Source organism: Collinsella sp. TM05-37 (assembly GCF_003436455.1).
GTDB lineage: Bacteria > Actinomycetota > Coriobacteriia > Coriobacteriales > Coriobacteriaceae > Collinsella.
In genome coordinates this window covers 103,074-129,348 of the sequence record NZ_QSPN01000002.1, presented here as the reverse complement: position 1 = coordinate 129,348, position 26,275 = coordinate 103,074, and the positions used below count along the sequence as shown (strand labels likewise).

Genomic DNA, 26,275 nt, shown 5'->3' with positions numbered 1-26,275 from the left:
ATGGGTCAAACTATTGCGATTACGGAGGTGTCTGCCATGTCGGACGATCTTCATCAAACTTCGTCAGGCAAGCGCCTGGACGTCATTAGCTGGGACGAGTTCTTTATGAGCGTGGCCATCGCCGCGCAGCGCCGCAGCAAGGACCCCAACACGCAGGTGGGTGCGTGCATCGCCAGCACCAACCACCGTATCCTTTCGGTGGGCTACAACGGTACGCCCTCGGCGCTCAACGACGACTTTTTCCCGTGGGGTACGAGCGACGACCCGCTACAGGACAAGCATAACTACGTAGTCCATGCCGAGGCCAACGCCGTGCTCAACTACCGCGGCTCGCTTAAAGACCTTGAGGGATCCACGGTCTACGTCACGCTGTTCCCGTGCCACGACTGCGCCAAGATCCTGGCGCAGGTGGGCGTGGGCGAGGTCGTCTACCTGGACAATAAGTACGCCGATACCGACGACGGCCGCATCAGCCGTCGCATTCTCGACTCCTGCGGCATCAGCTACCGCCAGGTTATCGTCGATGTCCACATTGGCACCGGGGAACAAACTCAGCAGTAGCGGCAGCGTGTGCTAGCGCCGGGCGTCGGCAAAAGCAGCTAAAAAAGCCCCGTCCCAAATTGACTACTCGTGAAAGTCGCGTCTGCGCGCATGGACGGCTCGTGAGCGGGTACATGGCTGTAGTAACATAGCTTCTGTTCGCGGGCGCGCCCGCGTAATTGTGAGAAAGGAGCCCCTGTGGCTGTTAACGAAGAGCTGCTTAAGAAGGTTCTTGAAGAGATTCGCCCCAACCTGCAGGCCGATGGCGGCGATATGGAGTATGTGGGGGTCGACGACGAGGGTGTTGTCAAGCTGGAGCTGCAGGGCGCCTGCGCCGGCTGCCCCATGAGCTCGCTAACCCTTTCCATGGGTATCGAGCGCATCCTGAAGGAGCATGTGCCCGGCGTTACCCGCGTTGAGCAGGTCAATGCTTCCGGCGAGGCCGAGGACCTGTACGACGAGTACGCGCCGTTCTAAGACGCGAAAGCTGCGGACGGTACGCTCCGCATAGACGTTACGTCCAAATATGCGGCTGCGAGCGTAAGGCCCGCGGCCGCATATTTGGACGTAGGGAGCAGGGGATCGATATGCTCAACGACCTCTACCATATGCTTGATCCCGTCGCGATCTCGGCGGGCCCCATCACTATCTACTGGTACGGCCTGGCCTACGTGGTCGGCGCCCTGCTCACGGCGGTCGTTATGTACCGCACGCAGCGTCGTTGGGGCTTCGACATTACGATCGATGACCTGACGAGCGTCGTGGTCGGCGCGGTCTTTGGCCTCATCATCGGCGCGCGCCTGTTTTACGTCGTCTTTTACGGCGATGGCTACTATTGGACCCACCCGCTCGAGATCTTTGCCACCAACGAGGGCGGCATGAGCTTCCACGGCGGCCTGGTGGGCGGCATCTTGGGCGGCATCATCGTGTGCCGCATGTATAAGCTCGACGCCTGGACCGTCGCCGACCTTGCCGTGATCGGCGCCCCGCTGGCCCTGTGCCTGGGACGCTGCGCCAACTTCGTAAACGGTGAGCTGTGGGGTAAGCCGACCGATCTGCCCTGGGGTGTGGTCTTTGGCGGCACCGCGGGCGATGTGCCACGCCATCCCTCCCAGCTCTACGAGGCGTTTCTTGAAGGCATCGTGCTCTTTTGCATCCTGCAGGTGCTCAGTCGCAAAAAACCGCTGCTGCCCCAGGGTACGTTTATGGGCGTGTTTGTGATGGGCTACGGCATCGTCCGTTTCCTCGTCGAGTTTGTGCGCGTCCCCGATGCCCAGCTGGGCTATCTGCTGGGCGGCGTCATCACCATGGGTCAGCTGCTGAGCCTGCCGCTCGTAATCGCGGGTCTGGCGCTCATCATCTTCGCCCGACACCGCAACCGTCCCCAGCGCGTCTACCTGGACGCCTAACCAAGACCACCACAAAGGGGACAGGCGCCTTTGTGGTGGTCTGCTGGGCAACGATGGCAGAACTGTAACGTTTTCCCAGATAAAACCTGCCAAAATAAACCTGTCCCTTTTTGGCGGGTTTCTAGAAAGGCTCTTTGGACTGTGAAGGATTCCGACCTCTCCACAACGGCTGCGCGCGACGCTGCCCGCATCGTCTGGTTTAAGCGCTACCCCGCCAAGCAGACGCTCATCGCATTTCTGCTCGCGCTGTTGGCGACCACGGCGTTTTCCATCGATCCCGCGCCGGTCTCGAGCAACGCAGTCTTGGCGATTGACCCCAAAGCCTCGGGCATGCTGTACGTGTGCTACGAGGTGCTCCTCTCGTTTGCCGGCCATACCGACGCGGTCATGCTGCTTGCGCTTGCCTGCCTGCTCACTCTGCCGTTTCGCTACGTATTCTTTGGCCGCGGCGATGCTTGGCGTCCTTCGGTGATCCTTCCGTCGCTGTTCTTTGCCGTCTGCATGGTGTTTGGCCGCAGCTACGACCTCACCGATTCTGCCGAGATCGTACTCGGCGACAAGGCTCGGATCATCTGCGCCTGGATAGGCGGTGCGGGCTGGATGCTCTTGGCGGTCGTTGCCTTCTACCTGGCTTTTGAGTGTCTAGATTGGCTGAGCTCTCGGCGCATTCCGTTTTCCGAAGCGCACTTTGGCCGCGTATGGCGTGTGGCTCACGCCGTGCTTTCGGTCCATCCCTTTGTCGGGCCCTTCCTGGTGCTTATGGTCGCCTGGGCGCCCACGCTCATCGCTTCGCTGCCCGGCCTTTTTATGGGAGATACGGGTGCGCAGATTCGCCAGTGGTTCAACTACCCCAACGGCACGAGTGACTACCTGCGTCTGCTCAATCCCAATGTGTTGCTCAACGGACATCACCCCGTGGTGCACACGGCTATCATCGGTTCGTGCGTCCAGCTGGGGCTTTCACTGTTCAACAGTGCCAACGCAGGTCTTGCCATCTACACCTGCGCTCAGTTCGTCATTACGGCCGCCTGCATGGCCTATTCCATCTCGTCGCTGCGCAAGCTGGGCGTGAGTCTGCCGGTCCGCGGCGTGATCTTGCTGTTCTTTGTGTTTATGCCCATGTTCTCCAACTACGCGGCCCTGCTTACCAAAGATGTGCTGTTTGCCGACGCGTTTTTGGTGCTGTTGGTGCAGACCGTGAAGCTCGTGGCCTGCGGCCTGCCCCGTCGCGATGCCAATGCCGAGCGTGCGGGCGAACAGAGGCCCGTGCTCTTTGCGCGCCATGACTGGCTGCTGCTCGCTCTGGGTGCCATGGGTTCCACGTTTCTGCGCAACGGCGGCCTGGTGTTTCCCCTGGCGGCATGCGTAATCGCGGCGGCGTTTTGCGCATGGGACGCGCATGTGGCTCGTCGTGCAGTCAAGCAGGCCGGTGCTGCGCCTTCGGGCGCCATCTCGCGTTTCCGCTGGGTGGGAGTTCTTGCGGTGCTTGGACTCTGCCTTGCCTCTAATATGTACTTCACCAAGGTCTTTATGCCGGCGCACGACATTACGCCTGGTTCCAAGCGCGAAATCCTCTCGATTCCGTTCCAGCAGACGGCTCGTTTCGTCCAAAAGCACGACGGCCTCAACTCGGGTGTCAACCCTACGGTTAAGGAGGACGGTACTATCGTGGAGGCTCCTTGCGACGGCTTGGTGACCGACGATGAGCGTGCCGTGATCGACCGTGTGCTCAAGTACGACAATCTGGGCCGCCGTTACAACCCCGACAAGTCCGACGCCGTCAAGAACTGCTTTAACGAGTACGCTTCGCAGGAGGACATCAAGGCCTATTTTGAGGTCTGGGCGCAGATGTTCAAAAAGGATCCCGAGTGCTACATCTCGGCGCTCATCAATAACTACTACGGCTACTTTTATCCGAGTGCCCGCGATGCGTGGGTCTACAGCACGGCGCGCAGTGCCGAGATTATGGCGAAGCCCGATAACCTCAAGTACTTTGACTTCCATCCGGTCGATAGCAAGGTTGTGCGCTGGTGCGACCACCTGATCAACCTGTATCGCGTGGCGGTGCAGCGCATTCCGTTTATCTCGCTCACCATGAGCTCGGCCACCTATGTGTGGATTATGATCGCCGTGGTGGTCTACCTGTTGCGCCGCCATTCGTGGCGCGGGCTGGCCATTTGGGTGCCGCTGCTGGGCGTGCTCGCCGTGTGTCTGATCGGTCCCTGCAACGGTTCGACCTATATGCGCTACCTGTATCCGGTTATCGCCTGCATGCCCTTTGCCATCGGCGCCACCATCACTCGCAGCGACCTTCTCTGGTCCTAATTTGGTGTAAAGGGGACAGGTTGCTTTGCACCAAAGGATGGCATCATCGCGACGCCTTCATTTTGGGGTTTATCTCGCAGGCCAGTAGGTATATCATAACGACGTTTGTTTATATTGCCCGAGCATCTGCGCTGGGCTTTAGGTCAAAACCGATAGGAGACACGTATGTCCGGACACTCTAAGTGGGCCACAACCAAGCATCGTAAGGGCGCGCAGGACGCCAAGCGTTCCGCCCTCTTCTCCAAGCTGAGCCGCAACATCACCGTTGCTGCCCGTCTCGGCGGTGACCCGCTGCCCGAGAACAACGCCAGCCTCGCCGCTGCCGTTGCTAAGGCCAAGGCTCAGTCCATGCCCAAGGACAAGATCAAGTCCGCTATCGACAAGGCCTTTGGTTCGGGTGCCGATGCCGCCGTCTACGAGAACATCGTGTACGAGGGCTATGGTCCCGCCGGTGTCGCCGTCTATGTTGACTGCCTGACCGACAACCGCAACCGTACTGCCGCCGATGTCCGTTCCGCCTTCTCCCACGCTGGTGGCAACCTGGGCACCTCCGGCTCCGTCGCCTTCCAGTTTGAGCGCAAGGGCCAGATCGTCGTCGCCAAGGAGATCCTGGACGAGAACGCCAAGAAGGAGACCATGATCGCCAACGGTGCTGCCGGTGACGAGGATGAGTTCATGATGGCCATCGCCGAGGCCGGTGGCGAGGACTACGAGGACGCCGGCGAGGAGTGGATCGTCTGGACCGCTGCTAACGACGTCATGGCTGTCTCCAAGGCGCTCGAGGAGCAGGGCGTCCAGGTCAAGGGTTCCGAGACCACCATGGTTCCGACCACCCCGACCGAGGTCTCCGGTACCGACGCCAAGAAGGTTCAGCGCCTCATCGACCGTCTCGAGGAGCTCGACGACGTCCAGGACGTCTACAGCACCATGGACATGACCGACGAGGTCATCGCTGCCCTCGAGGAGGAGTAGCGCCTGCACGGGTTAAGCCGTGCATATCTGGGCATAATGAAGCGAGCATGCAAGCCTCGTGGAATAGATGAGCCGGATCCGCGTGCGTATGGCACCGGACCCGGCTCTTTTATAATGATGCGAATCGTTTTGCATTCTGTGGACCGAAACCTGAAGGGAGCGCGCGTGCGCGTACTCAAACGAGCCCTAGCGATCGTGTATCTTGCCGCCGCCATCGTGGCGTTGGGTACGCTTGTCTGCCAGTTCTGGGGGCCGTATACGTATCGCTTTATGCTGCTGATGCGCGACCCCATGCCGCGCATCGTCGTGACGGCGTGCGCCGGCGTCGTGGCGTTTGGCGTACTGCTGAGCTTTTTCCGCCTGATGTTCGCCCGTCGCGAGCCGTCCTGCGTGCATCCGGCGGGGGAGCGCAATATCGAGGTTACCCTTGCGGCGCTTTCTTCGTGCGCCAGGGTTGCTGCCGAGCGCGACGACCGCGTGATGGTCGAGCATGTCGAGGCTCGCGTCCAAGGCCCCGACGATTCGCACGTCCGTTTTAAGGTCGAGGCTATCGCGCTTGACGATAAGGACGTGGCATCTCTGGCTACCGCGATGCAGCAGCGCATCGAGAAGGCCTGCGACACCATGCTCGGCACGCCGGGTACGACCGCGCGTGTCCGTTTTTTGCCGTCCAAGACTACCGTCCAGACCGTGGAGGTTTCCGGTGAGTGATACCAATCAAGATAAGACCGCTCGTACGCCGCGCCTGACGATTGACCAGAGCGCCACGTCGGCGAGCGAACCTGTTGATTCCAAAGCAGAGGCAACCGAGTTACAAGACGCGGCAGCCGCGGATTTTGACGAGGCTATGGGTCTCATCAAGGGTACGGGCGCTGCCATCTGGAGCTATGCTGTGCGTCATCCCAACACCACGCTCGGCGCCGTCGCCGGCTTTATCCTCGCCGTGTTGGTGCTCACGTTGGGCCTGTGGGACACGCTCGTCATTGCATTCTTCGTGCTGATCGGCGCTGTGATCGGCCAAATTCGCGACGGCGAGAACGGGATCGTCAACTTCTTCGGCCGTCTGTTTAGCGGCCGCTAATATGTATTCGACTGTCGCATCCGCGGCAGGCATAAGGAGGAACCATGGCTTTTAATACGAAGGTCGATGTAGCCGATACCGAGCTCGAGGAGAACGAGGCGGTCGTCGCCGAAGCTGAGGATGTGACGCTCGAGGATGAGGCTCTCGTCGAGGCCGAGTCCGATACGGATGAGGACGACGAGGAAGCGGATGAGTCCGAGGACTCGCTGACCTATTCCAACGGCGTGATCGAGAAGATCGTTGCCATGGCCACCCGCGAGGTTCCGCACGTTCTGGGCATGAAGGGTAACCTCATGCACTTTGTGCAGGAGCAGTTTGGTGCCGAGAATCTGACCAAGGGCGTGACGGTCGAGGTCACCGACGATAATCGCGTGGTCGTCAACATCTCCGTCATCATCGAGTACGGCGCCTATGCGCCCGCGATCTTTGACGATGTTAAGGCACGTGTCACCGAGCGCCTTGCCGCGATGACTGGCCTTGAGGTGGCGGGCGTCAACCTGCGCATCGAGGATGTCATCACCCCCGAGGAGTACGAGCATCGCACCAGCCAGCACGAATAACCTTCCAAAAAGGGACAGGTTTGTTTTGGCAGGTTTTATCTGCGAAAACGTTAAACGGCCGACCGCGCAAGCAAAAGCGTGGCCGGCCGTTTTTGTACGCTCCCGATGTAGTCATACCGCTCGTCTAACTAAGGGTTGCAATCCCCACGTTCCGCGTTACCCTAATGGGCGCATTGTTTCCAAATTGTTAACGAGGGGTTGCCGTAATGGCCGACGAACACGAGACCGAAAGCAGGGCATGGGCGATTGAGGCCGCTGCGGCAGAGGCGGCGTCGCGTGCCGCCGAGGAGGTGCATCGTCCTCCGGTGGTGCCGATGGAGCGCGTTGTCGATCGCGATGTTATTGAGCAAGGCGAGCGTGCCGGCCGCAAGCGCAGCCAGGAACCAGGCTTTCCGCGCTTTTTTGCCGAGCTCAACCTGGGCCTGATCCTGACGGCCTTTGCCATCGTGGCCTTTAAAACCCCCAATCACTTTGCCTTCGGCGGCACCTCGGGCGTGTCGGTCATTCTTTCTACGCTGTTCCCGACCCTGCCCGTCGGCGTCTTTATGTGGATTATCAACGCAATCCTGGTCGTTCTGGGCTTTATCTTTTTGGAGCGCAAGGCGATTCTGTGGAGCGTCTTCGCTTCGTTTGCGCTTTCGGCCTACGTCTCGCTGTTCGAGCTCTTCCTCCCGACGGATGTTTCGATGACGGGCGATATGTGGCTCGACCTGTGTTTTGCCGTTATCTTGCCGGCGCTCGGCAGTGCTATTGTCTTTGACATTGGCGCCTCGACGGGTGGCACGGACATTCTTGCCATGATCCTCAAACGCCGCACCACGCTCGAGATTGGCCGCGCACTGTTGCTGGTCGATATCGGCATCGTGACCATCGCGGCTTTCCTGTATGGCCCGCGCGTCGGCCTGTACTGCGTGCTCGGCCTGTTTGCCAAGACGCTTGTGGTCGACAAGGCCATCGAGAGCATTCACCTGCGCAAGGTCTGCACGATTATTTGCGCCGAACCGCGCAAAGTCGAGGAGTTTATCGTCAAGCATCTCAACCGCACGGCAACGATCAGCCGTGGCTACGGCGCCTTCTCGGGCAAGTGCGTCACGGTGATCATGAGCGTGCTGAGCCGTCGCGAGGCAGTGCAACTGCGCCGCTATACCCGCGAGATTGACCCTGGCGCCTTCATCACCATCGTCGATAGCTCCGAAATCGTCGGCAAGGGCTTCCGCGGCACGAACTAGCGCGGACGCACCCTTCGAATCATTGAATAAGGCCGGCTACGTTGCAAATCGGCCATCTTGGGGTATTTGTCCCCACATTGGGCGATAATGATGCTAAAGACATCGTTTGCGATCCAGGTGATTCGCTCTAGATACGAAGGGATGATTTCGATGTTCTGTTCGCAGTGTGGCGCCCCCATGGGCGATAACGACAAGTTCTGCGGCGTGTGCGGCGCTCCTAATGCCGGTGCCGCTGGACCCGCTCCCCAGGGACAGCCTCAGCCCCAGCAGTTTGTTCCGCAACCGCCCGTGGCGAATGCGCCAAAGGGCTGTGTGGCTCAGGCGTTCCAAGATATGACCAAGACTCCGGGTGTGCTTCAGCGTGTATGCCAAATCGCGTTTTTGCCGGCGCTGATTTGCGTTGTGTCGGTGCTCGTGTTGTTTATTCCCGTTATTGGCGGCATTGCGGCTGCCATCGGCTTTTTGGCAGCTTGCATTGCGAGCGTGTGTGGTTCCGGCTTTGGTATCGAGTGGGGCCGTGATCTTTCGCTCAAGGTTGATGACGGTATGGATCGTCCACTCATGCGTTCCACGTCGTTTGGCCTCGGAGTCTTTTCGAGCGTTATCTCGGTCGTGCTCGAGGTTATTGCTGCCATTCCCGTTATCGGTGTAGTGCTTTCGCTGGTGGAGAGCGTGGTAATTGGCGCCGCGGGCTCGTATTCGTATTACGGCTCTTATGCACTCGAGGCAGCGCTGTTCGGCTCGCTTGGCCTGCTTGTCCTGGCTATGATTGCCACGGCGGTCTTGGGGGTCTTCTTTAAGATGTTCGCCGACATTGCCGTGATGCACTTTGCGGTGACCGGTCGTGTCGAGAGCGCGTTTTCGCTCGATAAGGTCTGGGCGGCCTTTAAGCACAACAAGACCAAACTGTTCTGCGCTTCGTTCCTTCCCGAGTTTTTGACGGGCCTGGTCGCCAACGTTGTCACATGGATCCTGACGCTCGTCTTTGGCACCATTGCCTCTGTCGGTATGTATAGCTACTACTACCGTCCTTCGGCTATTGAGGCGCTTGTTACCGGCGGTGGCATCACGCTCGTATTGTTCTTGGTGCTGACGGCGTTTGTCACGGTATTCCTCACGGTCTTTGGCAAGATGCTCAAGCATCGTGCCGTTGGCTATTGGGTAGCGCGTTATGCAGCTGAATGGGCTGATGAGGATAAGGATGACGTCCTGACCTTTGTGCTGCCGTTTGAGAAGAAGTCTGCTCCGGCTGGTTTTAGCGCCGACGCAGCGCCCGTATCCGATTCCGCTGCGGCGCCCGAGTCCGAGCCCGCGCCCGAGCCCGAGCCCGCGCCTGAGCCCGAGTCTGCGCCTGAGCCCGAGCCCATGCCGGAACCGGAGCCCGAGCCCATGCCGGAACCGGAGCCCGAGCCCGAGCCTGCACCAAGCTCCGACGAGGACCCGCAGGACGAGTAGCCCTGCCGCCTGCCATTTGGGGACGGGGTAGAAACGGTAGAAATAGCGCTTGACAAATGAGCGGGGGCGGACGTGTCGAAACGTCCGCCCCCGCTTTGATATCGCGATGTGGCTATGACTGCGAGATGGCCGCGAATCGACTACTCGCCGCGCTTCTCCTCGCGGCGAGCGGCGGCACGTGCATCGTGGATGCCCTTGATCGCGGCATGGCGTGCCGTGCGGGCGTCATGGATGGCGTCGCGAGCCTCGGCGGTCGTTGCCTTGGCAGAGCGCAACTTGGCGGCCAGGTCGGGGTTGGTTTCGGCGACCGCGGCAATCGTGGGGCCGTCGAGCTCCTCTTGCGTGGGCTCGGCCAAAAAGTCGATGGCATACTGGGCGGCCACCATGGAGCCCTTTGCCAGCACAGTCTCGTCGATCTTGTAGAAGCAGGAATGTTGGGCGTACGTGGCGCCAATCTTGGGGTTGCGCGTACCTACAAAGGCGAGCACGCCCGGTACACGGCGCAGGTACTCCGAAAAATCCTCGCCCGAAAGTGTGCCGCGATAATGGCCTTCGCCGGCTGCACCCAGGCACTTGACCACGGCCTGACGACAACGCTCGCTCGAGGCGGCATCGTTTTCGACCTTATAATTGGCGATGGTGTAGTCGGTGAGCTCTGCCTCGGCGCCCAAGGCGGCCGCGGTATGCTCCACGATGCGGCGCATGAGCTCCGGCATTTCCTCGTGGGTCGAATCTCCGTAGGTGCGCACCGTGCCGGCGAGGTAGGCCGTGCCGGCGATAACGTTGCGCGCGGTGCCGCCGTGCAGCTCGCCGACGGTAATGACGGCCGGCTCGTAGGGGCTGATCTCGCGCGAAACGATGGTCTGCAGGGCATTGACGATCTCGGCGGCCACCATAACGGCGTCGTGGCCGCGCTGGGGCATGGCACCGTGGCATGAGGTGCCGCGAACATCGATGCGGAACCAGTCGGTATTGGCCATGCGCGGTCCGGGCTCGCAGCTCACGGTGCCGGCGTCGACCTCACTCCAGATGTGCGCGGCGTAGGCGCCATCGACGCCGTCGAGCACGCCCGTGCCGATCATGAGCTTGGCGCCCTGGCCGTTTTCCTCGCTGGGCTGGAAGACGATGCGGACTTCGCCGTGGATGTCGTCGGTCATATGGCGCAGGATCTGCAGCGTGCCGAGCATCATGGCGATGTGGCAGTCGTGGCCGCAGGCGTGCATGCAGCCCTCGTTGACGCTGGCGAAATCCTCGCCGGTCTGCTCGGTGACGGGCAGGGCGTCGATATCCGCGCGCAGTAGGATGCGGCGGCGCGGCGTGCCGTCCTCGCGGTAGGCGTCGGGCGCGGTGCCGCGAAGGGTCGCCACCAGGCCCGTCTTAAGGGGACGCTCGTAGGGGATATTCATGGCGTCGAGCTGGTTGGCGATGTCGGAAGTCGTGCGCTCCTCGGCAAGGCTCAACTCCGGGTGCTTATGGAAGTGGCGGCGCTGCTTAATGATGTAGGGCTCAAACTCGGCGGCGATATCCTGGATAGCCGCGGTGACGTCGTCTGCCGCGCGAACCTCGGTTGCCGCCATAATCTGCTGTGCCTTGGTCTTCGTCATGGTCGATTTGCTCCTTGCTGGTTTTGCAAAATCGTACAAGCTCATTCCAGTATGCCACCTGCCACTTGGCCTGGCAAAGGTGCCGTTTGCCGCTTGGCGTTTTGTAGCTGGAGCGGGGGAGTACACTCGGGGGTGTTGAATTTCCTGCCAGAGATGGGGATGCCCATGCAACATATCGATCGGATTATCCGCTCCAAGAACGTCTTTACCGCGCAAGACGGTATCGATACCGCCCGCGAGCTGGCGATTGCCATTGCAGGCGACCGTATCGTCGCAGTCGGTACGCTCGATGATGTGATTGCCGCCGCTCCTGCCGCCACGCCGGTTATCGACTACGGCGAGCAGTTTGTCTGCCCCGGTTTCCACGATGCGCACCTGCATTTCTTCCATACTTCGGTTGGCTCCTCGCCGTACATGCTCATGGATATGGGCACGTCCGAGGCAGCATTGGTGCAGCATGCGCTCGAGTTTTCCAAAGGCTTGCCAGATGACGCCTGGGTCGTGACCCAGGGTTGGCGCGATTACCGCTGGGATCCGCCCGAGCACCCTACCAAGGCCTCCCTCGATGCGGCATTTCCCGATCGTCCCTGCGTTATGTACTCGGGCGACGGGCACACGCTGTGGCTCAACAGCCGCGCACTCGAGGCGCTTGGCGTTACGCGCGACAGCGAGCCTCCGGCGGGTGGCAGTTACGACAAAGATGCAAATGGCGAGCTTACGGGTATCGCCCACGAGGCGGCTGCTATGCAGCTGCTGCCGCGCTGCCTGGAGTGGCTGGGCGAGGACCGCATCGCGAGCGCTTACGCCGACCAGATGAAGCGTATGGCCGAGCAAGGCATCACCTCAATCTGCGATATGTCGCTCATGCCCATGCCGGGCTGCGACTTTATTCGCGACGATGTTTACGACAAGCTGCAGGCCTCCGGCAAGCTGGGCATCCGCGCCCATCTGTTTCCCACGCTGCTGGATGACCAGTCGCGCTTGGAAGAACTCCAGACCCGCTACGCGAACAACGCGCTGCTCTCGGCGCCAGGCTTTAAACAGTTCTTCGACGGCGTGTCGAGCGAGCATACCGCATACCTCACTGAGCCCTATACCAACCCGCGCTTCCCGGGCGACCAAGGCCGCCTGACGGTCCCTGTCGAGCGTATGCGCAAGTTGGTTTTGGCGGCAGCCGAGCGTGACCATACCGTGCGCATCCACGTTATCGGCGACGGTGCCATCCATGCCGCACTCGATATCTTTGAGGAGGCGGCAGAGCTCTACGGCTTGCCCCAGCACGGCCACAATACGCTTGAGCACCTGGAGAATCTGCTGCCTCAGGACATCGATCGTCTGCGCAAGCTCAACGTCATTGCCTCGAGCCAGCCTTGCCACATCACGCTCGACCCGGGTGGCCCGGAGCGCGACCTGGGCCTGGAACGCAGCCGCATCATGTGGCCGTTCGCAACTTATCAGCAGCGCGGTATCCGTCAAGCTTTCGGTACCGACAGCCCCATCACGGCCGTTACCAGCATGAACGTGCTCTACACGGCTATTACGCGCCAAGACCCCAAAAGCCACTGGCCCGAGGGCGGCTGGCTGCCGAGCGAGCGCATCGATGCGGCAACGGCCCTGCGCAACTACACCCTGGGCAGCGCCTACGCGGCAGGCGACGAGCAAAACCTCGGCAGCCTGGAACCCGGCAAATACGCCGACCTGGTAGTCCTGGACCAAAACCCACTCACCATCGACCCCCAAGAACTCCAAGCCACCAAAGTCCAAGCCACCTACCTAGCCGGCAACCTGGTCTACGAGCGCTAATATTCATGTCGTACCGTTAAACGCGGCTCGTGCAGCCTATTTTGGGATGGCGCTCGAGCCGCGTTTGTTTGCAAATGGGGGGTTCGTTAGGAGCGTCCCCGCCCTGCTTGATTTGGGCGCGGGGCGGAGGCGCCGCCGCCCCGCGCCCAATTTGGACAGCAGCAATGCTATCTCTAGGTGTTTTGCATACTTTCCATTACGAATTGCATAAAAAGGCTGGGATGTTCTTCCGGATCCTGATGTACCCCCGTCCGCGCCGTGCAAAAAACGGAGTATTCAGCACCGCGAGCTCTGCCTGTGCCGCTGCGGCTGAGTAACGTTGCAGAGATTGACGTCATTTTGTGCTCCGGTGCGGCGTGAGGCATGCCTTTCTGTCCTGACGGGGTTTGCCTGCCGACCAAAATCGCCGGCCGAAGGCGTCCTTGGGACCAATATGGTGTGTCCGGCACGTATGCAGCCGTCCTAGTCTGCTGAATACTCCCAAAAATGCACGGTGCTCCCCAGGGGACCCGTGCGCGCAGCGAAAACCATGCACATGTCGCTATCCGCATCGCCATTTTGCTGCACTGACTTTTCTGAATGCCGGGCCCGAATTAGTTAACCTGCCTCCCGTGTGGCTCCGGAGGGGCGGGGCATAAGGTTTATCGCGAGTTCCGCACGAGCCGAAGGCCACTTAATGTGGCCTTCGTGCGAGCAGGACTGCCCGAGCAGGAAACCTTATGCCCCGCCCCTCCGGAGCCACACGGGAGGCATCGCTAAGTTATCCCCCGGCATTCAGAAAATCTAAGTGTCAAAAAATAAGATTTTTTGACTCCGTGTTGTATAACCCGCCATTCGTGGGTACCATTCAACGCGTACGCAAACAAAAAGGGTTAATTCGCGCGGCATAACCGCGCGGCCCAAAAAGGAGGAAACAAGCATGTCGTCTTTGAAGCCGCTTGCAGATCGTGTTCTGGTCAAGCCCGACGAGGCCGAGCAGAAGACCGCTTCTGGTCTGTATATCGCCAGCAACGCCCAGGAGAAGCCGCAGCGCGGCACCATCGTTGCCGTTGGCGCCGGCAAGGTCAACGACAAGGGTGAGCGCATCCCCATGGACGTCAAGGTCGGTGACGTTGTCATCTATGGTAAGTTCGGTGGCAACGAGGTCAAGGTCGACGGCGAGAAGTATCTGCTGATGCGCGCCGACGACATCTACGCTGTCGTCGAGGCCTAGTCTCGTCAGAATCTCTGATTCGTCTTTGAACGCGCCCGCCGCATAGGACTCGGAAGCGGCGACGCGAGTCACATTTCTTTTGGAGGATTACCTACCATGGCAAAGAACATTACGTTCAACACCGATGCCCGCGCTAAGCTTGCCAAGGGCGTCAACACTCTGGCCGACGCCGTTACCGTCACCATGGGCCCCAAGGGCCGCTACGTTGCGCTGCAGCGCACGTTCGGTGCTCCGACCATCACCAACGACGGCGTTTCTGTCGCCAAGGAGATCGAGCTCGAGGACAACATCGAGAACATGGGCGCTCAGCTGGTGAAGGAGGTCGCCACCAAGACCAACGACACCGTGGGTGACGGCACCACCACCGCAACCCTGCTCGCTCAAGCCATCGTCAACGACGGTCTGCGCAACGTCGCCGCTGGCGCCAACCCGCTGGCCATCCGTCGCGGCATCGACAAGGCCGTCAACGCCGCCGTCGCCGAGATGAAGAAGCAGGCCAAGCCGGTCGAGACCAAGGAGCAGATTGCTTCCGTCGGTACCATCTCCGCCGGTGACCCCGAGGTCGGCGAGAAGATCGCCGAGGCCATGGAGGTCGTGGGCAAGGATGGCGTCATCACCGTCGAGGATTCCCAGACGTTCGACATCACCATCGACACCGTCGAGGGCATGCAGTTCGACAAGGGCTATGTCTCCGCTTACTTCGTCACGGATAACGACCGCATGGAGGCCGTGATGAAGGATCCGTACATCCTCATCACCGACCAGAAGATCTCCAGCGTCCAGGACATCATGCCTGTTCTCGAGGCTGTCCAGCGCGCTGGCCGTGGCCTGCTCATCATCGCTGAGGACATCGATGGCGAGGCTCTGCCGACCCTCGTCCTCAACAAGATCCGTGGCGCCCTCAACGTCTGCGCCGTCAAGGCCCCGGGCTACGGCGATCGCCGCAAGCGCATCCTGGAGGACATCGCCGTCCTCACCGGTGGCCAGGCTGCTCTGGACGAGCTGGGCGTGAAGGTCGCTGACATCACCGCTGATATGCTCGGTACCGCTAAGTCCGTCACCATCTCCAAGGACAACACCGTCGTCGTCGGCGGCGCTGGCTCCAAGGAGGCCATCGACGCCCGCATCGCTCAGATCAAGGGCGAGATGGAGAACACCACCTCTGACTTCGACCGTGAGAAGCTCCAGGAGCGCCTGGCCAAGCTCTCCGGTGGCGTTGCCGTCATCAAGGTCGGCGCTGCTACCGAGTCCGAGCTCAAGGAGATCAAGCACCGCGTTGAGGATGCCCTGCAGGCTACCCGCGCTGCTGTCGAGGAGGGCATCGTCGCCGGCGGTGGCGTCGCCTTCATGGACGCTGCTCCTGCGCTCGATGCTGTCGAGATCGACGACCCCGAGGAGAAGATTGGCGTCGATATCGTCAAGAAGGCTCTGACCGCTCCGGTCGCTACCATCGCCAAGAACGCTGGTTTTGAGGGCGCTGTCGTGGTCGACAAGGTTGCCGAGCTGCCCGCCGGCCAGGGTCTCAACTCTGCCAACGGCGAGTGGGGCGACATGATTGAGATGGGCGTCCTCGACCCCGTCAAGGTCAGCCGCGTCACCCTGCAGAACGCTGCTTCTGTCGCCAGCCTGATTCTCATCACCGAGGCCACCGTCTCCGATGTGCCCAAGAACACTCAGCTTGAGGACGCTATCGCTGCTGCTACCGCTGGTCAGCAGGGCGGCGGTATGTACTAAGGCCGACAAGGTCTAGAACTCCCACCGGGAATCCGGGGGCGTGACGGGGGCTTCTCTCCGGAACGTCCTCGGACATGCAGAGAGGCTCCGCATCGCGCTTCGCGCTGCGGAGCCTCTCTGCGTCCTGCGGAATGTTCCGGAGAGAAGCCCCCGTCACGCCCCCGGATTCCCTGCGTTTACGGCCTTGAGGTCGGCGTGGGCGGAGGACTTGGTTGTTGGGAATACGTGTCCCGGTCGCTGTTTCGCGGCTTTGCCGCGAAAGGCGCGCTACTTTGGGATGGGTGGGGAACGTGGTTGTTGTGGCAACTGATCCCCACCACAAATTACCCTCGGCATACTTGCGCGAACGATTGCTCGTGCTACACTTGCAAGTGCTGTTTCAGGGCGGGGTGGAATTCCCCACTGGCGGTAAATCGGGCGGTGCCAAAGGGGTGCCGCGGAGCAGGCGAGGCGTCTGCGACCGAGCCGATGAGTCCGCGACCCGAGCGTGTGTTGGTTCGCATGCCGGCTGAACTGGTGAGATTCCAGTACCAACGGTTAGAGTCCGGATGAAAGAGGCAGGTGATCTTATGTCTGAACAGTCGCAGCATATCCATTTTGAGAACACGAATAGGTGGAGCACCAAACAGCTCGTTACCATGGCGCTGATGTGCGCCTTGGGCGCCCTGTTTATGTATGTGCAGCTGCCCATCCTTCCTTCGGCGCCGTTTTTGACGTATGACCCGTCGCTGGTGCCGGCGATGGTGTGCGGTTTTGCGTATGGTCCTGGCGCCGGTACTGCTGTTGCCGCTATGGCGATTGTTATCCATGCGCTTACCACGGGCGATTGGGTCGGCGCACTTATGAACCTGGTGGCTACGCTGGGCTACATTCTGCCCGCGGCTATCGTGTACCAGAAGATGCATACCTATAAGGGTGCCGTGATTGGCCTAGTGTTCGGTGTCATTGCCGCTACGGCGCTGTCTATGGTCGCTAACCTTACCATTGGCGTATGGTTCTGGTATGGCTCGGTCGATGTGATCGCCCCGCTCATGATTCCTGCCGTGCTGCCGTTCAACCTTATCAAGACCGTGCTTAACTCGGTATTGACGCTTGCAGTGTACAAGGCAGTCTCCAACCTCATCACGCCTAAAAAGGACCAGGTCAAAGGCCGCGCATGATTGAGTGTCGGGGCGTTTCCTTTAGCTATGACGGTGCCGTGTCGGCACTCGACGGTGTCGATCTGAACATCGAGGACGGGGAGTTTTTCTGCATCCTCGGTGGCAATGGGTCGGGCAAGTCGACGTTTGCCAAGCATCTGAATGCACTGTTGCAGCCTGATGCGGGCACGGTACGCATCAACGGTATGGATGCGTCCGACCCCGAGCTGGTCTACGACATTCGTTCGACCGCGGGCATGGTATTCCAAAATCCCGATGACCAGCTGGTGGCAACGCTTGTCGAAGATGACGTTGCGTTTGGCCCCGAAAACCTTGGCGTGCCATCGGCACAAATTGCGCAGCGTGTACGCGAGGCGCTGAAGGGCGTGGGGCTGGTGGGCTTTGAGCGCCACGAGACCCATGCGCTTTCGGGCGGCCAAAAGCAGCGCGTGGCGCTTGCCGGCGTGCTCGCCATGGAACCGCGCGTGCTCATCTTGGACGAGGCGTCCTCGATGCTCGATCCGCGTGGACGCAAGGGCCTCATGAAGGCTTGCCACGCGTTGCACGATCGCGGCATGACCATCGTGATGATTACGCACTTTATGGAAGAGGCCTCCGAGGCCGATCGTGTCGCGGTATTTCGGGCGGGGCGCGTTGCCGTGTTGGGCACGCCCGAGGAAATCTTGACGCGGGCGGACGAACTCGCGCAGCTCAACCTGGATATGCCGGCGTCGTGCTGTCTGGGCAGGGCACTATCTGCGAGGGGCGTGCCCGTTTGTGCACAGGTGCGCGAGGCGGATATGGTCGCCGAGATTGCGCAGGCTTATGTTGAGCGAAATGTGGCGGGCGCCACGGAGCGGCCTTCCGTGCCCGATGCTCGCGTGCCCGACAATGCCTCCTCCGAGACCGACGAGACAAATGTTTCGGAGCCCGTTATCGAGATTTCCCACCTCTCGTATAGTTACTCGCTGAGCGCTCGCGAGCGTCGCCGCTGGCACAAGCGCTCGGCCACTGCGGACGCATCGAGCAAACAGGCTCTTTGGGGCAACGATCCAAACAGCCCCTGGGCGCTACGCGATGTTTCGCTGACGGTGCATCGCGGGGAGTTTCTGGGGCTGGCAGGTCATACCGGCTCGGGTAAGTCGACGCTGGTCCAGCATCTCAACGGTTTGATTCGCCCCCAGGAGGGATCCGTTCGCGCGCTGGGGCTCGATCTGTCAAACAAGAAAGACGCCGCCGCGGTTAAGGCCAAGGTCGGCGTGGTGTTTCAATATCCTGAGCGTCAGCTGTTTGCCGAAACCGTGGCGCGGGACGTGGCGTTTGGTCCGCACAACCTTGGCTTGCCGCAAGATGAAGTCGACCGTCGCGTCGAGTCGTCGCTCTCGCGCGTGGGCCTCGACCTTTCCACGGTCGGCGACAAGAGTCCCTTCGAGCTTTCGGGCGGTCAGCAACGGCGCGTGGCATTCGCCGGTGTGCTCGCCATGGAGCCCGAAGTCCTGGTGCTCGATGAACCCATGGCGGGGCTCGATCCGGCTGCGCGCAGGGATTTCCTTGAGCTTATCGATCGACTTCACCGCGATGGCCTGACCGTTGTCATGGTTTCGCATAGTATGGATGACCTGGCCAACTGCTGCGACCGCATCGTCGTGATGAACGAAGGTGCGGTGTTTGCCGAGGGAACCCCCGCGCAGGTGTTTGCACATGCCGATGAGCTCAAGTCGATCGGCTTGGGCGTTCCCGCCGCCCAGCGCATGGCGTTGGCGCTCGCGGAAGCGGGCGTGCCGCTGCGTTGCGGCGGGCTCTATACGGTTGAGTCGTTGGCCGACGAGTTGGCAAATTTGCTGATCGGTCGCTCAGACGGTCCTTCTAACGTCGCGGACATTGCTAAATCCAAGACGGTCGCGCGAGAGGAGGGCTGCTAATGGAGGCGTTTTCGTTTGGCAGCTACTATCCGAGCGATAGTGCGATCCATCGCCTGGATCCGCGCACCAAGCTGCTCCTGGGCTTTGTGTTTTTAATCACGACGCTGACCGTCGGCGGCTTCCGCGGACTGGCTCCTGTCGCAATTTTCGTCGTGCTGATCTATGCCGTGTCCCGGGTGCCGGCTCGTCGCGTTCTGTCGTCGATGGCGCCGCTGCTGGCAATCGTCGTCGTGGTCGCGGTGCTCAACTTGTTTACCGATCAGAGTGGGCGCATCCTGTGGCAGCTCGGCTTTCTGCAGATAAGCGAGGGCTCACTGCGTTCTGCCGCCTTTATGGCGTGTCGCCTGACCCTGATGATGGCCGGCATGAGCGCCATTACGCTCACCACGCCTACGCTCGACCTCACCGCGGGCTTTGAGCGTCTGCTCGCACCGTTTGCGCGCGTGGGGCTCCCTGCGCATGAGCTCGGCATGATCATGGGCATCGCGTTGCGCTTTATGCCGCAGTTTGCCACCGAGATGAAGCAGACGGCGGACGCGCAGGCAAGCCGCGGTGCACGCGTAACGGGTGGCCCGCTCGGCGGCGTGCGTATGCTCGGCAGTGTGGCGATTCCACTGTTCACGGGCGTGTTCCGTCATGCCGAGACGTTGTCTGCCGCCATGGATGCACGCTGCTATCACGGCGAGCAGGGCCGCACGCGTCTGCATGCGCTTGCATTTCGCCGCGGGGATGCGCTGGCTGCGGTTGTGACGATGCTGCTGTTTGCGTGTGTCATCGTCGTCAACCTTCAACTTGTTTAGGCGCGATTCGAGCGCAAGAAAGGGGTCCCTATGACCGACAACGACCGCACGGCTCAGCTTGAGCGCGCCTGTTCGTATCTCAGGCGCATTCCGGCGTGGTATCTGGCCACGACCGATGTGACCGACGGGCATCAGCCTCGCGTGAGGCCGTTTTCGTTTGCCATGGTCGATGACGGTAAGCTGTGGTTTTGCACGTCGCGCGACAAGGATGTGTGGGCGGAGCTGAGTGCGAATCCCAAGTTTGAGCTCTCGGGCTGGAAGCCGGGGGAATGTTGGATCGTGTTGACCGGCGAGGCCGCACTTGAGGACGACGCGGTTGCGAGCGACAAGGTGCGTCAAGCGGGTTTTAAGCACATGGTGGGCATCGGCGAGGAACACGAGAGTGCCAACGACGGCCGCCTTGCTTTCTTTTCGGTCCGCAACATTGCCGCGCGCTTCTGTGATATCGACGGCAGCGAGGAGCGCCTGGAGCTCTAGAGCGTCTCAAATTAACTACCCGTTCCGAATTAGCTAGCGCCAGGAGGACACATGGACGGATTGAATACGGTGTTGGAGTATCTGACGTCGGTGCCGGCATGGTATTTGGCGACGAGCGTTGACGGACAGCCTCATGTGCGTCCGTTTTCGTTTGCGCAGATCCAGGATGGCAAGCTGTGGTTTGTAACAGCGCGCACCAAAGATGTGTGGCAAGAGCTGCTGCAAAACCAGCGCTTTGAGGCCACGAGTTGGTGGCCGGGCCATGGCTGGCTCATCTTGCGCGGGCGTGCCGGCTTGGATGACCGGGCTTTAGGCGAAATGCGCGAAGCCGGGTGGAAGCATCTAGAGCACCTGGGCGAGCACTATGAGGGGCCTAACGACCCCACGCTCGTCTTCTTTAGCGTCGAGGATCCCGAGGCTTTTATCTGCAATCACGACGAATGGGTGCCGGTCGAGCTCTAGCCAGCTGGCTCATCCTAACAACTTGGTTTTCGCATGGGCGGGCCCCGTATTGCCCGGCGCCGTTGGGAGCGCCGGTCAATACGGGGCCCGCTCCATTTGTCAATTCCTTCAAGCGAATGTGTCGGGAATGTTTCAATGCATGAATATGCAAGCCATTTACGTATTCATGCATCTTTTGGTGCTAAAGTTTCAACCCACTTCATAACGACCGCTGCGAAATGCGCATCGGTGCATAAATCGCAGACAAGGAGTCTGATATGTCTTTGAAGGTTGGAATCGTCGGCGCGGCTGGATATGCCGGAGCCGAGCTCATTCGCCTCGTCCTCGGTCATCCCGAGTTTGAACTTGCTGCCATTACGTCCAACGCCGATGCCGGCCAGCCGTTGTCTGCGGTGTACCCGAGCTTCACCGGCGTAAGCGATCTTGTCTTTACGACGCATGATGCCCCCGAGCTCAAGAACTGCGACGCGGTCTTTTTGGCCGTGCCGCACACGGCTGCCATGGCACAGGTGCCCGCGCTGCTTGCATCGGGCGTCTCCTGCTTTGATCTTTCGGCCGACTACCGTCTGAACGACGCGTCCGTTTTTGAGGCTTGGTATGCCGCCGAGCATACGAGCCCCGAGCTGCTCAAGACCCGTGCCTTCGGTCTGCCCGAGCTGTTCTGCCAGGACTTGGAGACCGCCGCATCCGACCATGCCGACGGCAAACCCGTGCTGGTCGCCTGCGCCGGTTGCTATCCCACCGCAACGAGCCTTGCCGCCGCGCCCGCCGTGCGCGCGGGCTGGGTGGCCGAGAACGGTCCCGTGATTGTCGATGCCATTAGCGGCGTGACGGGCGCCGGTAAGTCCTGCAACGCCCGCACCCATTTTTGCAGCGCCGACGAGAACTTGGAGGCCTACGGCGTGGGCAAGCATCGCCACACGCCCGAGATTGAGCAAATCCTTGGCCTGACCGATCGCGTCGTCTTTACCCCGCACCTGGCACCGCTCAAGCGCGGTCTGCTCTCCACGGTGACGCTGCCGCTCGCGCTGCAGGCTCTCGACACGCTGGCTCTTGAGGATGTCGTCGACCATTACAAGCAGTTCTACGCCGGTCGCACCTTTGTGCGCGTGCTCGATGCCGGCCAGCAGCCCAAGACGGCTTCGGTCGTCGGCACCAACGCTGCCCAGATTGGCCTCGCGCTCAACAAGCGCGCGGGCGTGCTGGTGGCGACGGGCGCCATCGACAATCTGTGCAAGGGCGCTGCGGGCCAAGCAGTCCAGTGCGCCAATATCGTCTTTGGCTTTGACGAGCGACGAGGCTTGCCTACAGTGGCGTGCCCGGTGTAGCACATTCGATTGTTAACGATTTGGTAGTCGGGCATCGAATGGGGCGCCACTCTTAAGCTGGTCTCATGATCACGACTGGCATGGCGCACCAACCGATGTCCGTTTTTTTGTTTGACATAAGGAGTCATAAAGACGATGGATACCGAGCTGTTTGATATCAAGATTCGCGCCGTCGAGGGTGGCGTTACGGCTGCGGCTGGTTTTAAAGTTGCAGGCATCCACGCTGGGTTCCGCAAGAACCCCGAGCGTCTGGATTACGCGCTCGTCGTGCCCGATAAACCCTGTCCCGGTGCCGGCGTGTTTACCACCAATCGCTTTTGCGCGGCGCCCGTGCAGGTGAGCCGTGCCAACCTGGGCGGTGCCGACAAGGGCTACGGTATCATCGCCGGCATTTCGGTCAACTCTGGCAATGCCAACGCCGCCACGGGTGAGACCGGCCTTGCATGCGCGCGCGAGACGTGCAGCATCGCATCGCAGGTCATCGGCTGCGAGCCTCAGCAGATTCTGGTTGCCTCCACGGGTGTAATTGGCCAGATTCTGCCGATCGACACGTTTGAGACCGCCATTCCTGCTGCCTACGAGGCGCTCTCCGCCCACGGTGGCGCCGATGCCGCTCGCGCCATCATGACGACCGACACGCACTCCAAGGAGTACGCCGTGTCCTACGTCAGTGAGGCTGCGGGTCATGCGGGCAATGTCTATACGGTAGGCGGAATGTGCAAGGGCTCGGGTATGATCATGCCCAACATGGCCACCATGATCGCAGTTATCACCACCGATGCCCCCGTCGAGCCTGCGGCACTTCATGCCCTGCTGCTCTCGACCGTCAAGCAGACCTTTAACAAGGTAACGGTCGATTCCGATACCTCGACCAACGACACCTGCATCATGCTTGCCTCCGGCGCCGCTGCCGCAGATGCCGAGCCTATCGTCGAGGGCTCCGATGCCTTTGACGAGTTGGCATTTGCCGTGCACGAGGTGTGCGAGAGCCTGGCGCGCAATATCGCCGCCGATGGTGAGGGCGCATCTAAGCTTGTTACGGTCAACGTTACCGGCGCCGTGAACGACGAGGAGGCCGATATCGCCGCCCGTGCCGTTGCCAACTCGCCGCTCGTTAAGACCTGCATCGCCGGCCACGACTGCAACTGGGGCCGCGTTGCCATGGCGCTCGGCAAGTGCGGCGTGAAGTTTAATCAGGAAGACGTTTCCATCGACATGATGGGCATGCCTGTCTGTCGCGATGGTCTGACTGTTCCCTTTGACGAGGACGAGGCTCTACGACGTTTCGAGGCGCCCGAGATCGTGATCTCGGCCGACCTGGGCGCAGGCGACGCGGCAACGACCGTGTGGACCTGCGACCTCACGCATGAGTACATCTCCATTAACGGCGACTACCGTTCCTAGATTCCAGGCACGCTGCGCATCTTGCCGCGATTGCGGACAGCGGAGCACGGCGCGATAACGATACGAAAGACGAGGCAGATTATGAAATTCGCACGCGATTGTCGTTCGAACGAATCCAACGAAGCAACCGCGCAGCTGCTGTTCGAAGCGCTGCCGTGGATTAAGAACCTGACCGGTAAGACGGTTGTTATCAAATATGGCGGAGCCGCCATGGTTGATGAGCAGCTGCGCCGCGACGTGATGAGCGACATCGTGCTGCTCAAGATCATCGGCATGCGCCCTGTTATCGTGCACGGTGGCGGCAAGGCCATCAACGAGGCGCTGAGCCACTACGACATCCCCGTCGAGTTTAAGAACGGCCAGCGCGTGACCACGCCGGCGACTATGGATATCGTGCGCGAGGTGCTGGGCGGCAAGGTTAACCAGGAGCTGGTTGTCGCCATCAACCACCACGGCAACCTGGCCGTGGGCGTGTCGGGCAGCGATGCTGGCACGCTCATCGCCGAGCCGCTCGACCCCGAGCTCGGTCGCGTGGGCAAAGTGACGCACGTTAACACCGACTATATCGAGCGCTTACTCGATAGCGAGTACATCCCCGTCATCGCTACCGTCGCGGCGGGGGAGGACGGCGGTTTCTTCAACATCAATGCCGATACCGCCGCCGGTGCCGTTGCGGCAGCGCTCCACGCGCACAAGGCGATCTTTTTGACCGACGTCGACGGCCTGTACAAGGACTTTAGCGATAAGGATTCACTTATCTCCAACCTGACGCTCGACGAGGTCAATGAGATGCTCTACGGCGGCGAGGTCGATAAGGGCATGATTCCCAAGCTGCGCGCGGCCGTCGATGCGCTTGCCGGCGGCGTATTTCGTGCCCACATCATCAACGGCACCACGCCGCATTCGCTGCTGCTGGAGCTGCTGACCGATGCCGGCGTCGGCACCGTGATCCATTCCACCGAGACGGCCTACGAGTTCGATACGCATCCGCATCCGCTTTCGACCTTTGCGGCGCGTCTGGCCGAGAACCTCGACGAGGTCGAGAAGCTCCAGACGGTCTAGCTGACCGCAGCCGCCCAATTCCTGCACCCATAGGCCTGCGCCGTCCGGCGCTCAACGAAAGGCATTCCATGTCACTTGCAGCTCAGCAATCGCTTGAATCCAATTACGTTATGCATACCTTTGGCCGCTCTCCGGTCGAGTTTGTCGAGGGTCACGGCATGAAGCTCACCGGCGACGATGGCCGTGAGTACCTCGACTTTCTTGCCGGCATCGGCGTGTGCAGCCTAGGTCATGGTGACCCGGCCGTGCTCTCGGCGCTCGAGGCACAGACCAAAAAGCTCATGCATGTCTCCAATTACTTCTACATTGAGCAGCGCGGACAGGTCGCGGCGCTGCTGTCCAAGCTTGCTAACGACGACGTAGATGGTGCGCGCGTGCTTGCCGATGCCATTGCCGCCGGCGATGAGACCACGGCAGCTGCTCTTGGTGCCCCGGCTGCGGATGAGCAGGTTTGGGAGACCTTCTTTGCCAACTCCGGCGCTGAGGCCAACGAGGGCTCGATGAAGCTCGCGCGCCTGTACGCCAAACGTGCCGGTAACGGCGGCAACACTATCGTGTGCATGCGCGGCGGCTTCCACGGCCGTACGCTCGAGACCATTGCCGCCACCATGCAGGATTGGCTGCAGGATAGTTTCCGCCCGCTGCCGGGTGGCTTTGTGGCCTGCACGCCCAACGATATCGATGAACTGCGTGCGATCTTTAAGCAGCTGGGGAGCGAAATTTGTGCCGTGATGCTCGAGCCGATCCAGGGTGAGAGCGGCGTGCACCCCATGACCGAGGAGTTTATGGCGGCAGCGCGCGACCTGGCACACGAAGTGGGCGCCGTGCTTATCGCCGACGAGGTCCAGTGCGGCATCTTCCGCTCCGGCAAGCCGTTTGCATTCCAAACCTATGGCGTGGAACCCGACATCATGAGCCTTGCCAAGGGCATTGCTGATGGCGTGCCCATGGGTGCCGTCGTGGCAAAGAAGGAGATTGCCGACGTGTTTAAGCCGGGCGACCACGGCTCGACCTTTGGCGGTAGCTGCTTGGCCATCGCGGCGTGTGCCGCGACGCTCTCCGCGCTCGTGCACGGCGATTATGCCGACCATGTTGCCAAGGTAGGCGCCTATATGGAGGCAAAGCTCGCCAAGCTGCCGAACGTGACCGAGGTGCGTGGCCGCGGCTTGATGCTCGGCTGCGATCTGGACGATACTGTGGGTGATGCACACGACGTTGTGGCCCGTGCATTGGGGGCTGGTGCCGTGATTAACGCTACGGGTGCCCATACGCTGCGTTTCTTGCCGCCGCTCGTCTGCGAGGAAGCCGACGTGGACAGTCTGATCGAGATCCTGTCGGACGTTTTGGCCTAACACAGCGAAATAACTTAACTTTGACCGGGTTCCGGACTGCGGACGTGCCCTATGTGGCATGATTCAGCGGTCTGGAGCCCGTTTTGCCTTAGATTTGCTAAGGCGGGGAGACCTGCTGGTCAAATAACATTAAATATGAGTACTGTTACCGATTTGGTCGCAGCAATTTTGGACTAATAAGACCAGATGGCAAGTCGAAATGGCGATGAATGCACGATTTTGATCCAATTGCTAGTCCTTATAATGGACATATGTTTCGTAACTTAAGCAAATACTATCTTTTGATATGTTGTAAGCAAGGTGGCAGTACTCATTTTTGCCATTTTCTGGCCACGGCCTTTGTGACAGTCGTGCTGGCGGGTTCGAATCCCATGAAATGGGCCCAAAAAAGAAAGGCTCCCATT

24 protein-coding genes and 1 riboswitch are annotated in these 26,275 nt (G+C 60.6%); of the genes, 23 read left to right on the top strand and 1 reads right to left on the bottom strand.

From position 1 onward, the window contains the following. Positions 1-36: 36 nt before the first annotated feature. The 10 genes from DXD48_RS02335 (at position 37) to DXD48_RS02290 (ending at position 9,571) form a co-directional block, all read left to right on the top strand. On the top strand, positions 37-561 hold the full coding sequence (locus tag DXD48_RS02335) for a dCMP deaminase family protein (protein ID WP_117563822.1): 525 nt from the start codon (positions 37-39) through the stop codon (positions 559-561). Between the two features lie 177 nt (positions 562-738). Then, positions 739-1,017, top strand: coding sequence for a NifU family protein (locus DXD48_RS02330; RefSeq protein WP_035137589.1), 279 nt, complete (start codon positions 739-741; stop codon positions 1,015-1,017). Between the two features lie 110 nt (positions 1,018-1,127). After that, positions 1,128-1,949 (top strand): prolipoprotein diacylglyceryl transferase, encoded by an 822-nt coding sequence (gene lgt / locus DXD48_RS02325; RefSeq protein WP_117563821.1) that lies wholly within the window; start codon positions 1,128-1,130, stop codon positions 1,947-1,949. Between the two features lie 141 nt (positions 1,950-2,090). Then, positions 2,091-4,274, top strand: a complete 2,184-nt coding sequence (locus DXD48_RS02320; RefSeq protein ID WP_233506760.1) for a DUF6020 family protein — start codon at positions 2,091-2,093, stop codon at positions 4,272-4,274. 165 nt (positions 4,275-4,439) lie between these two features. Continuing rightward, positions 4,440-5,246, top strand: a complete 807-nt coding sequence (locus tag DXD48_RS02315; RefSeq protein WP_055251993.1) for a YebC/PmpR family DNA-binding transcriptional regulator — start codon at positions 4,440-4,442, stop codon at positions 5,244-5,246. A gap of 165 nt (positions 5,247-5,411) precedes the next feature. Further along, the gene (locus tag DXD48_RS02310; RefSeq protein ID WP_147324129.1) at positions 5,412-5,957 is read left to right on the top strand and encodes a hypothetical protein; all 546 of its coding nucleotides are present in this window, start codon (positions 5,412-5,414) and stop codon (positions 5,955-5,957) included. Then, entirely contained in the window at positions 5,950-6,327 is a 378-nt protein-coding gene (locus tag DXD48_RS10225) for a DUF2273 domain-containing protein (protein ID WP_231500738.1), read from the top strand. The genes DXD48_RS02310 and DXD48_RS10225 overlap by 8 nt, the downstream gene beginning before the upstream one ends. 44 nt (positions 6,328-6,371) lie before the next feature. Further along, complete coding sequence (locus DXD48_RS02300) at positions 6,372-6,887, top strand: Asp23/Gls24 family envelope stress response protein (RefSeq protein ID WP_055251999.1); 516 nt, start codon at positions 6,372-6,374, stop codon at positions 6,885-6,887. Positions 6,888-7,093: 206 nt separating this feature from the next. After that, positions 7,094-8,116, top strand: coding sequence for a YitT family protein (locus DXD48_RS02295; RefSeq protein WP_117563819.1), 1,023 nt, complete (start codon positions 7,094-7,096; stop codon positions 8,114-8,116). A 150-nt stretch (positions 8,117-8,266) separates the two neighbouring features. After that, entirely contained in the window at positions 8,267-9,571 is a 1,305-nt protein-coding gene (locus tag DXD48_RS02290) for a zinc-ribbon domain-containing protein (protein ID WP_158548908.1), read from the top strand. A 140-nt stretch (positions 9,572-9,711) separates the two neighbouring features. On the opposite strand, the gene DXD48_RS02285 is transcribed toward DXD48_RS02290, so the two are convergent. Beyond that, complete coding sequence (locus tag DXD48_RS02285; RefSeq protein ID WP_117563817.1) at positions 9,712-11,175, bottom strand: M20 family metallopeptidase; 1,464 nt, start codon at positions 11,173-11,175, stop codon at positions 9,712-9,714. A gap of 165 nt (positions 11,176-11,340) precedes the next feature. Here DXD48_RS02285 and DXD48_RS02280 point away from each other — a divergent pair, with 165 nt between their 5' ends. The 13 genes from DXD48_RS02280 to DXD48_RS10220 form a co-directional block, all read left to right on the top strand. Next, on the top strand, positions 11,341-12,978 hold the full coding sequence (locus tag DXD48_RS02280; protein ID WP_233506759.1) for an amidohydrolase: 1,638 nt from the start codon (positions 11,341-11,343) through the stop codon (positions 12,976-12,978). A gap of 919 nt (positions 12,979-13,897) precedes the next feature. Beyond that, on the top strand, positions 13,898-14,191 hold the full coding sequence (gene groES, locus DXD48_RS02275; protein ID WP_022094351.1) for a co-chaperone GroES: 294 nt from the start codon (positions 13,898-13,900) through the stop codon (positions 14,189-14,191). A 96-nt stretch (positions 14,192-14,287) separates the two neighbouring features. Next, positions 14,288-15,925 (top strand): chaperonin GroEL, encoded by a 1,638-nt coding sequence (gene groL, locus DXD48_RS02270; protein ID WP_006234938.1) that lies wholly within the window; start codon positions 14,288-14,290, stop codon positions 15,923-15,925. A 371-nt stretch (positions 15,926-16,296) separates the two neighbouring features. Beyond that, a riboswitch (FMN riboswitch) is annotated at positions 16,297-16,489 on the top strand. A 5-nt stretch (positions 16,490-16,494) separates the two neighbouring features. After that, entirely contained in the window at positions 16,495-17,085 is a 591-nt protein-coding gene (locus DXD48_RS02265; protein ID WP_117563816.1) for an ECF transporter S component, read from the top strand. Further along, on the top strand, positions 17,082-18,986 hold the full coding sequence (locus DXD48_RS02260; protein ID WP_117563815.1) for an energy-coupling factor transporter ATPase: 1,905 nt from the start codon (positions 17,082-17,084) through the stop codon (positions 18,984-18,986). The genes DXD48_RS02265 and DXD48_RS02260 overlap by 4 nt, the downstream gene beginning before the upstream one ends. Next, positions 18,986-19,786 (top strand): energy-coupling factor transporter transmembrane protein EcfT, encoded by an 801-nt coding sequence (locus tag DXD48_RS02255; protein WP_117563814.1) that lies wholly within the window; start codon positions 18,986-18,988, stop codon positions 19,784-19,786. Before DXD48_RS02260 ends, DXD48_RS02255 begins: the two co-directional genes overlap by 1 nt. Positions 19,787-19,816: 30 nt before the next feature. After that, a complete protein-coding gene (locus DXD48_RS02250) occupies positions 19,817-20,263 on the top strand; it encodes a pyridoxamine 5'-phosphate oxidase family protein (protein ID WP_117563813.1) in 447 nt (148 codons plus the stop codon). 51 nt (positions 20,264-20,314) lie between these two features. Beyond that, complete coding sequence (locus tag DXD48_RS02245; RefSeq protein ID WP_055252303.1) at positions 20,315-20,725, top strand: pyridoxamine 5'-phosphate oxidase family protein; 411 nt, start codon at positions 20,315-20,317, stop codon at positions 20,723-20,725. Positions 20,726-20,982: 257 nt separating this feature from the next. Continuing rightward, positions 20,983-22,053, top strand: coding sequence for an N-acetyl-gamma-glutamyl-phosphate reductase (gene argC, locus DXD48_RS02240; protein ID WP_117563812.1), 1,071 nt, complete (start codon positions 20,983-20,985; stop codon positions 22,051-22,053). 135 nt (positions 22,054-22,188) lie between these two features. Further along, positions 22,189-23,457 (top strand): bifunctional glutamate N-acetyltransferase/amino-acid acetyltransferase ArgJ, encoded by a 1,269-nt coding sequence (gene argJ / locus DXD48_RS02235; protein ID WP_199407876.1) that lies wholly within the window; start codon positions 22,189-22,191, stop codon positions 23,455-23,457. Between the two features lie 81 nt (positions 23,458-23,538). Next, complete coding sequence (argB, locus tag DXD48_RS02230) at positions 23,539-24,519, top strand: acetylglutamate kinase (RefSeq protein ID WP_117563810.1); 981 nt, start codon at positions 23,539-23,541, stop codon at positions 24,517-24,519. A gap of 68 nt (positions 24,520-24,587) precedes the next feature. Beyond that, entirely contained in the window at positions 24,588-25,871 is a 1,284-nt protein-coding gene (locus DXD48_RS02225; protein ID WP_117563809.1) for an aminotransferase class III-fold pyridoxal phosphate-dependent enzyme, read from the top strand. Positions 25,872-26,080: 209 nt separating this feature from the next. Beyond that, a partial coding sequence (locus DXD48_RS10220) for a hypothetical protein (RefSeq protein ID WP_233514954.1) occupies positions 26,081-26,275 on the top strand: 195 nt, incomplete at its 3' end.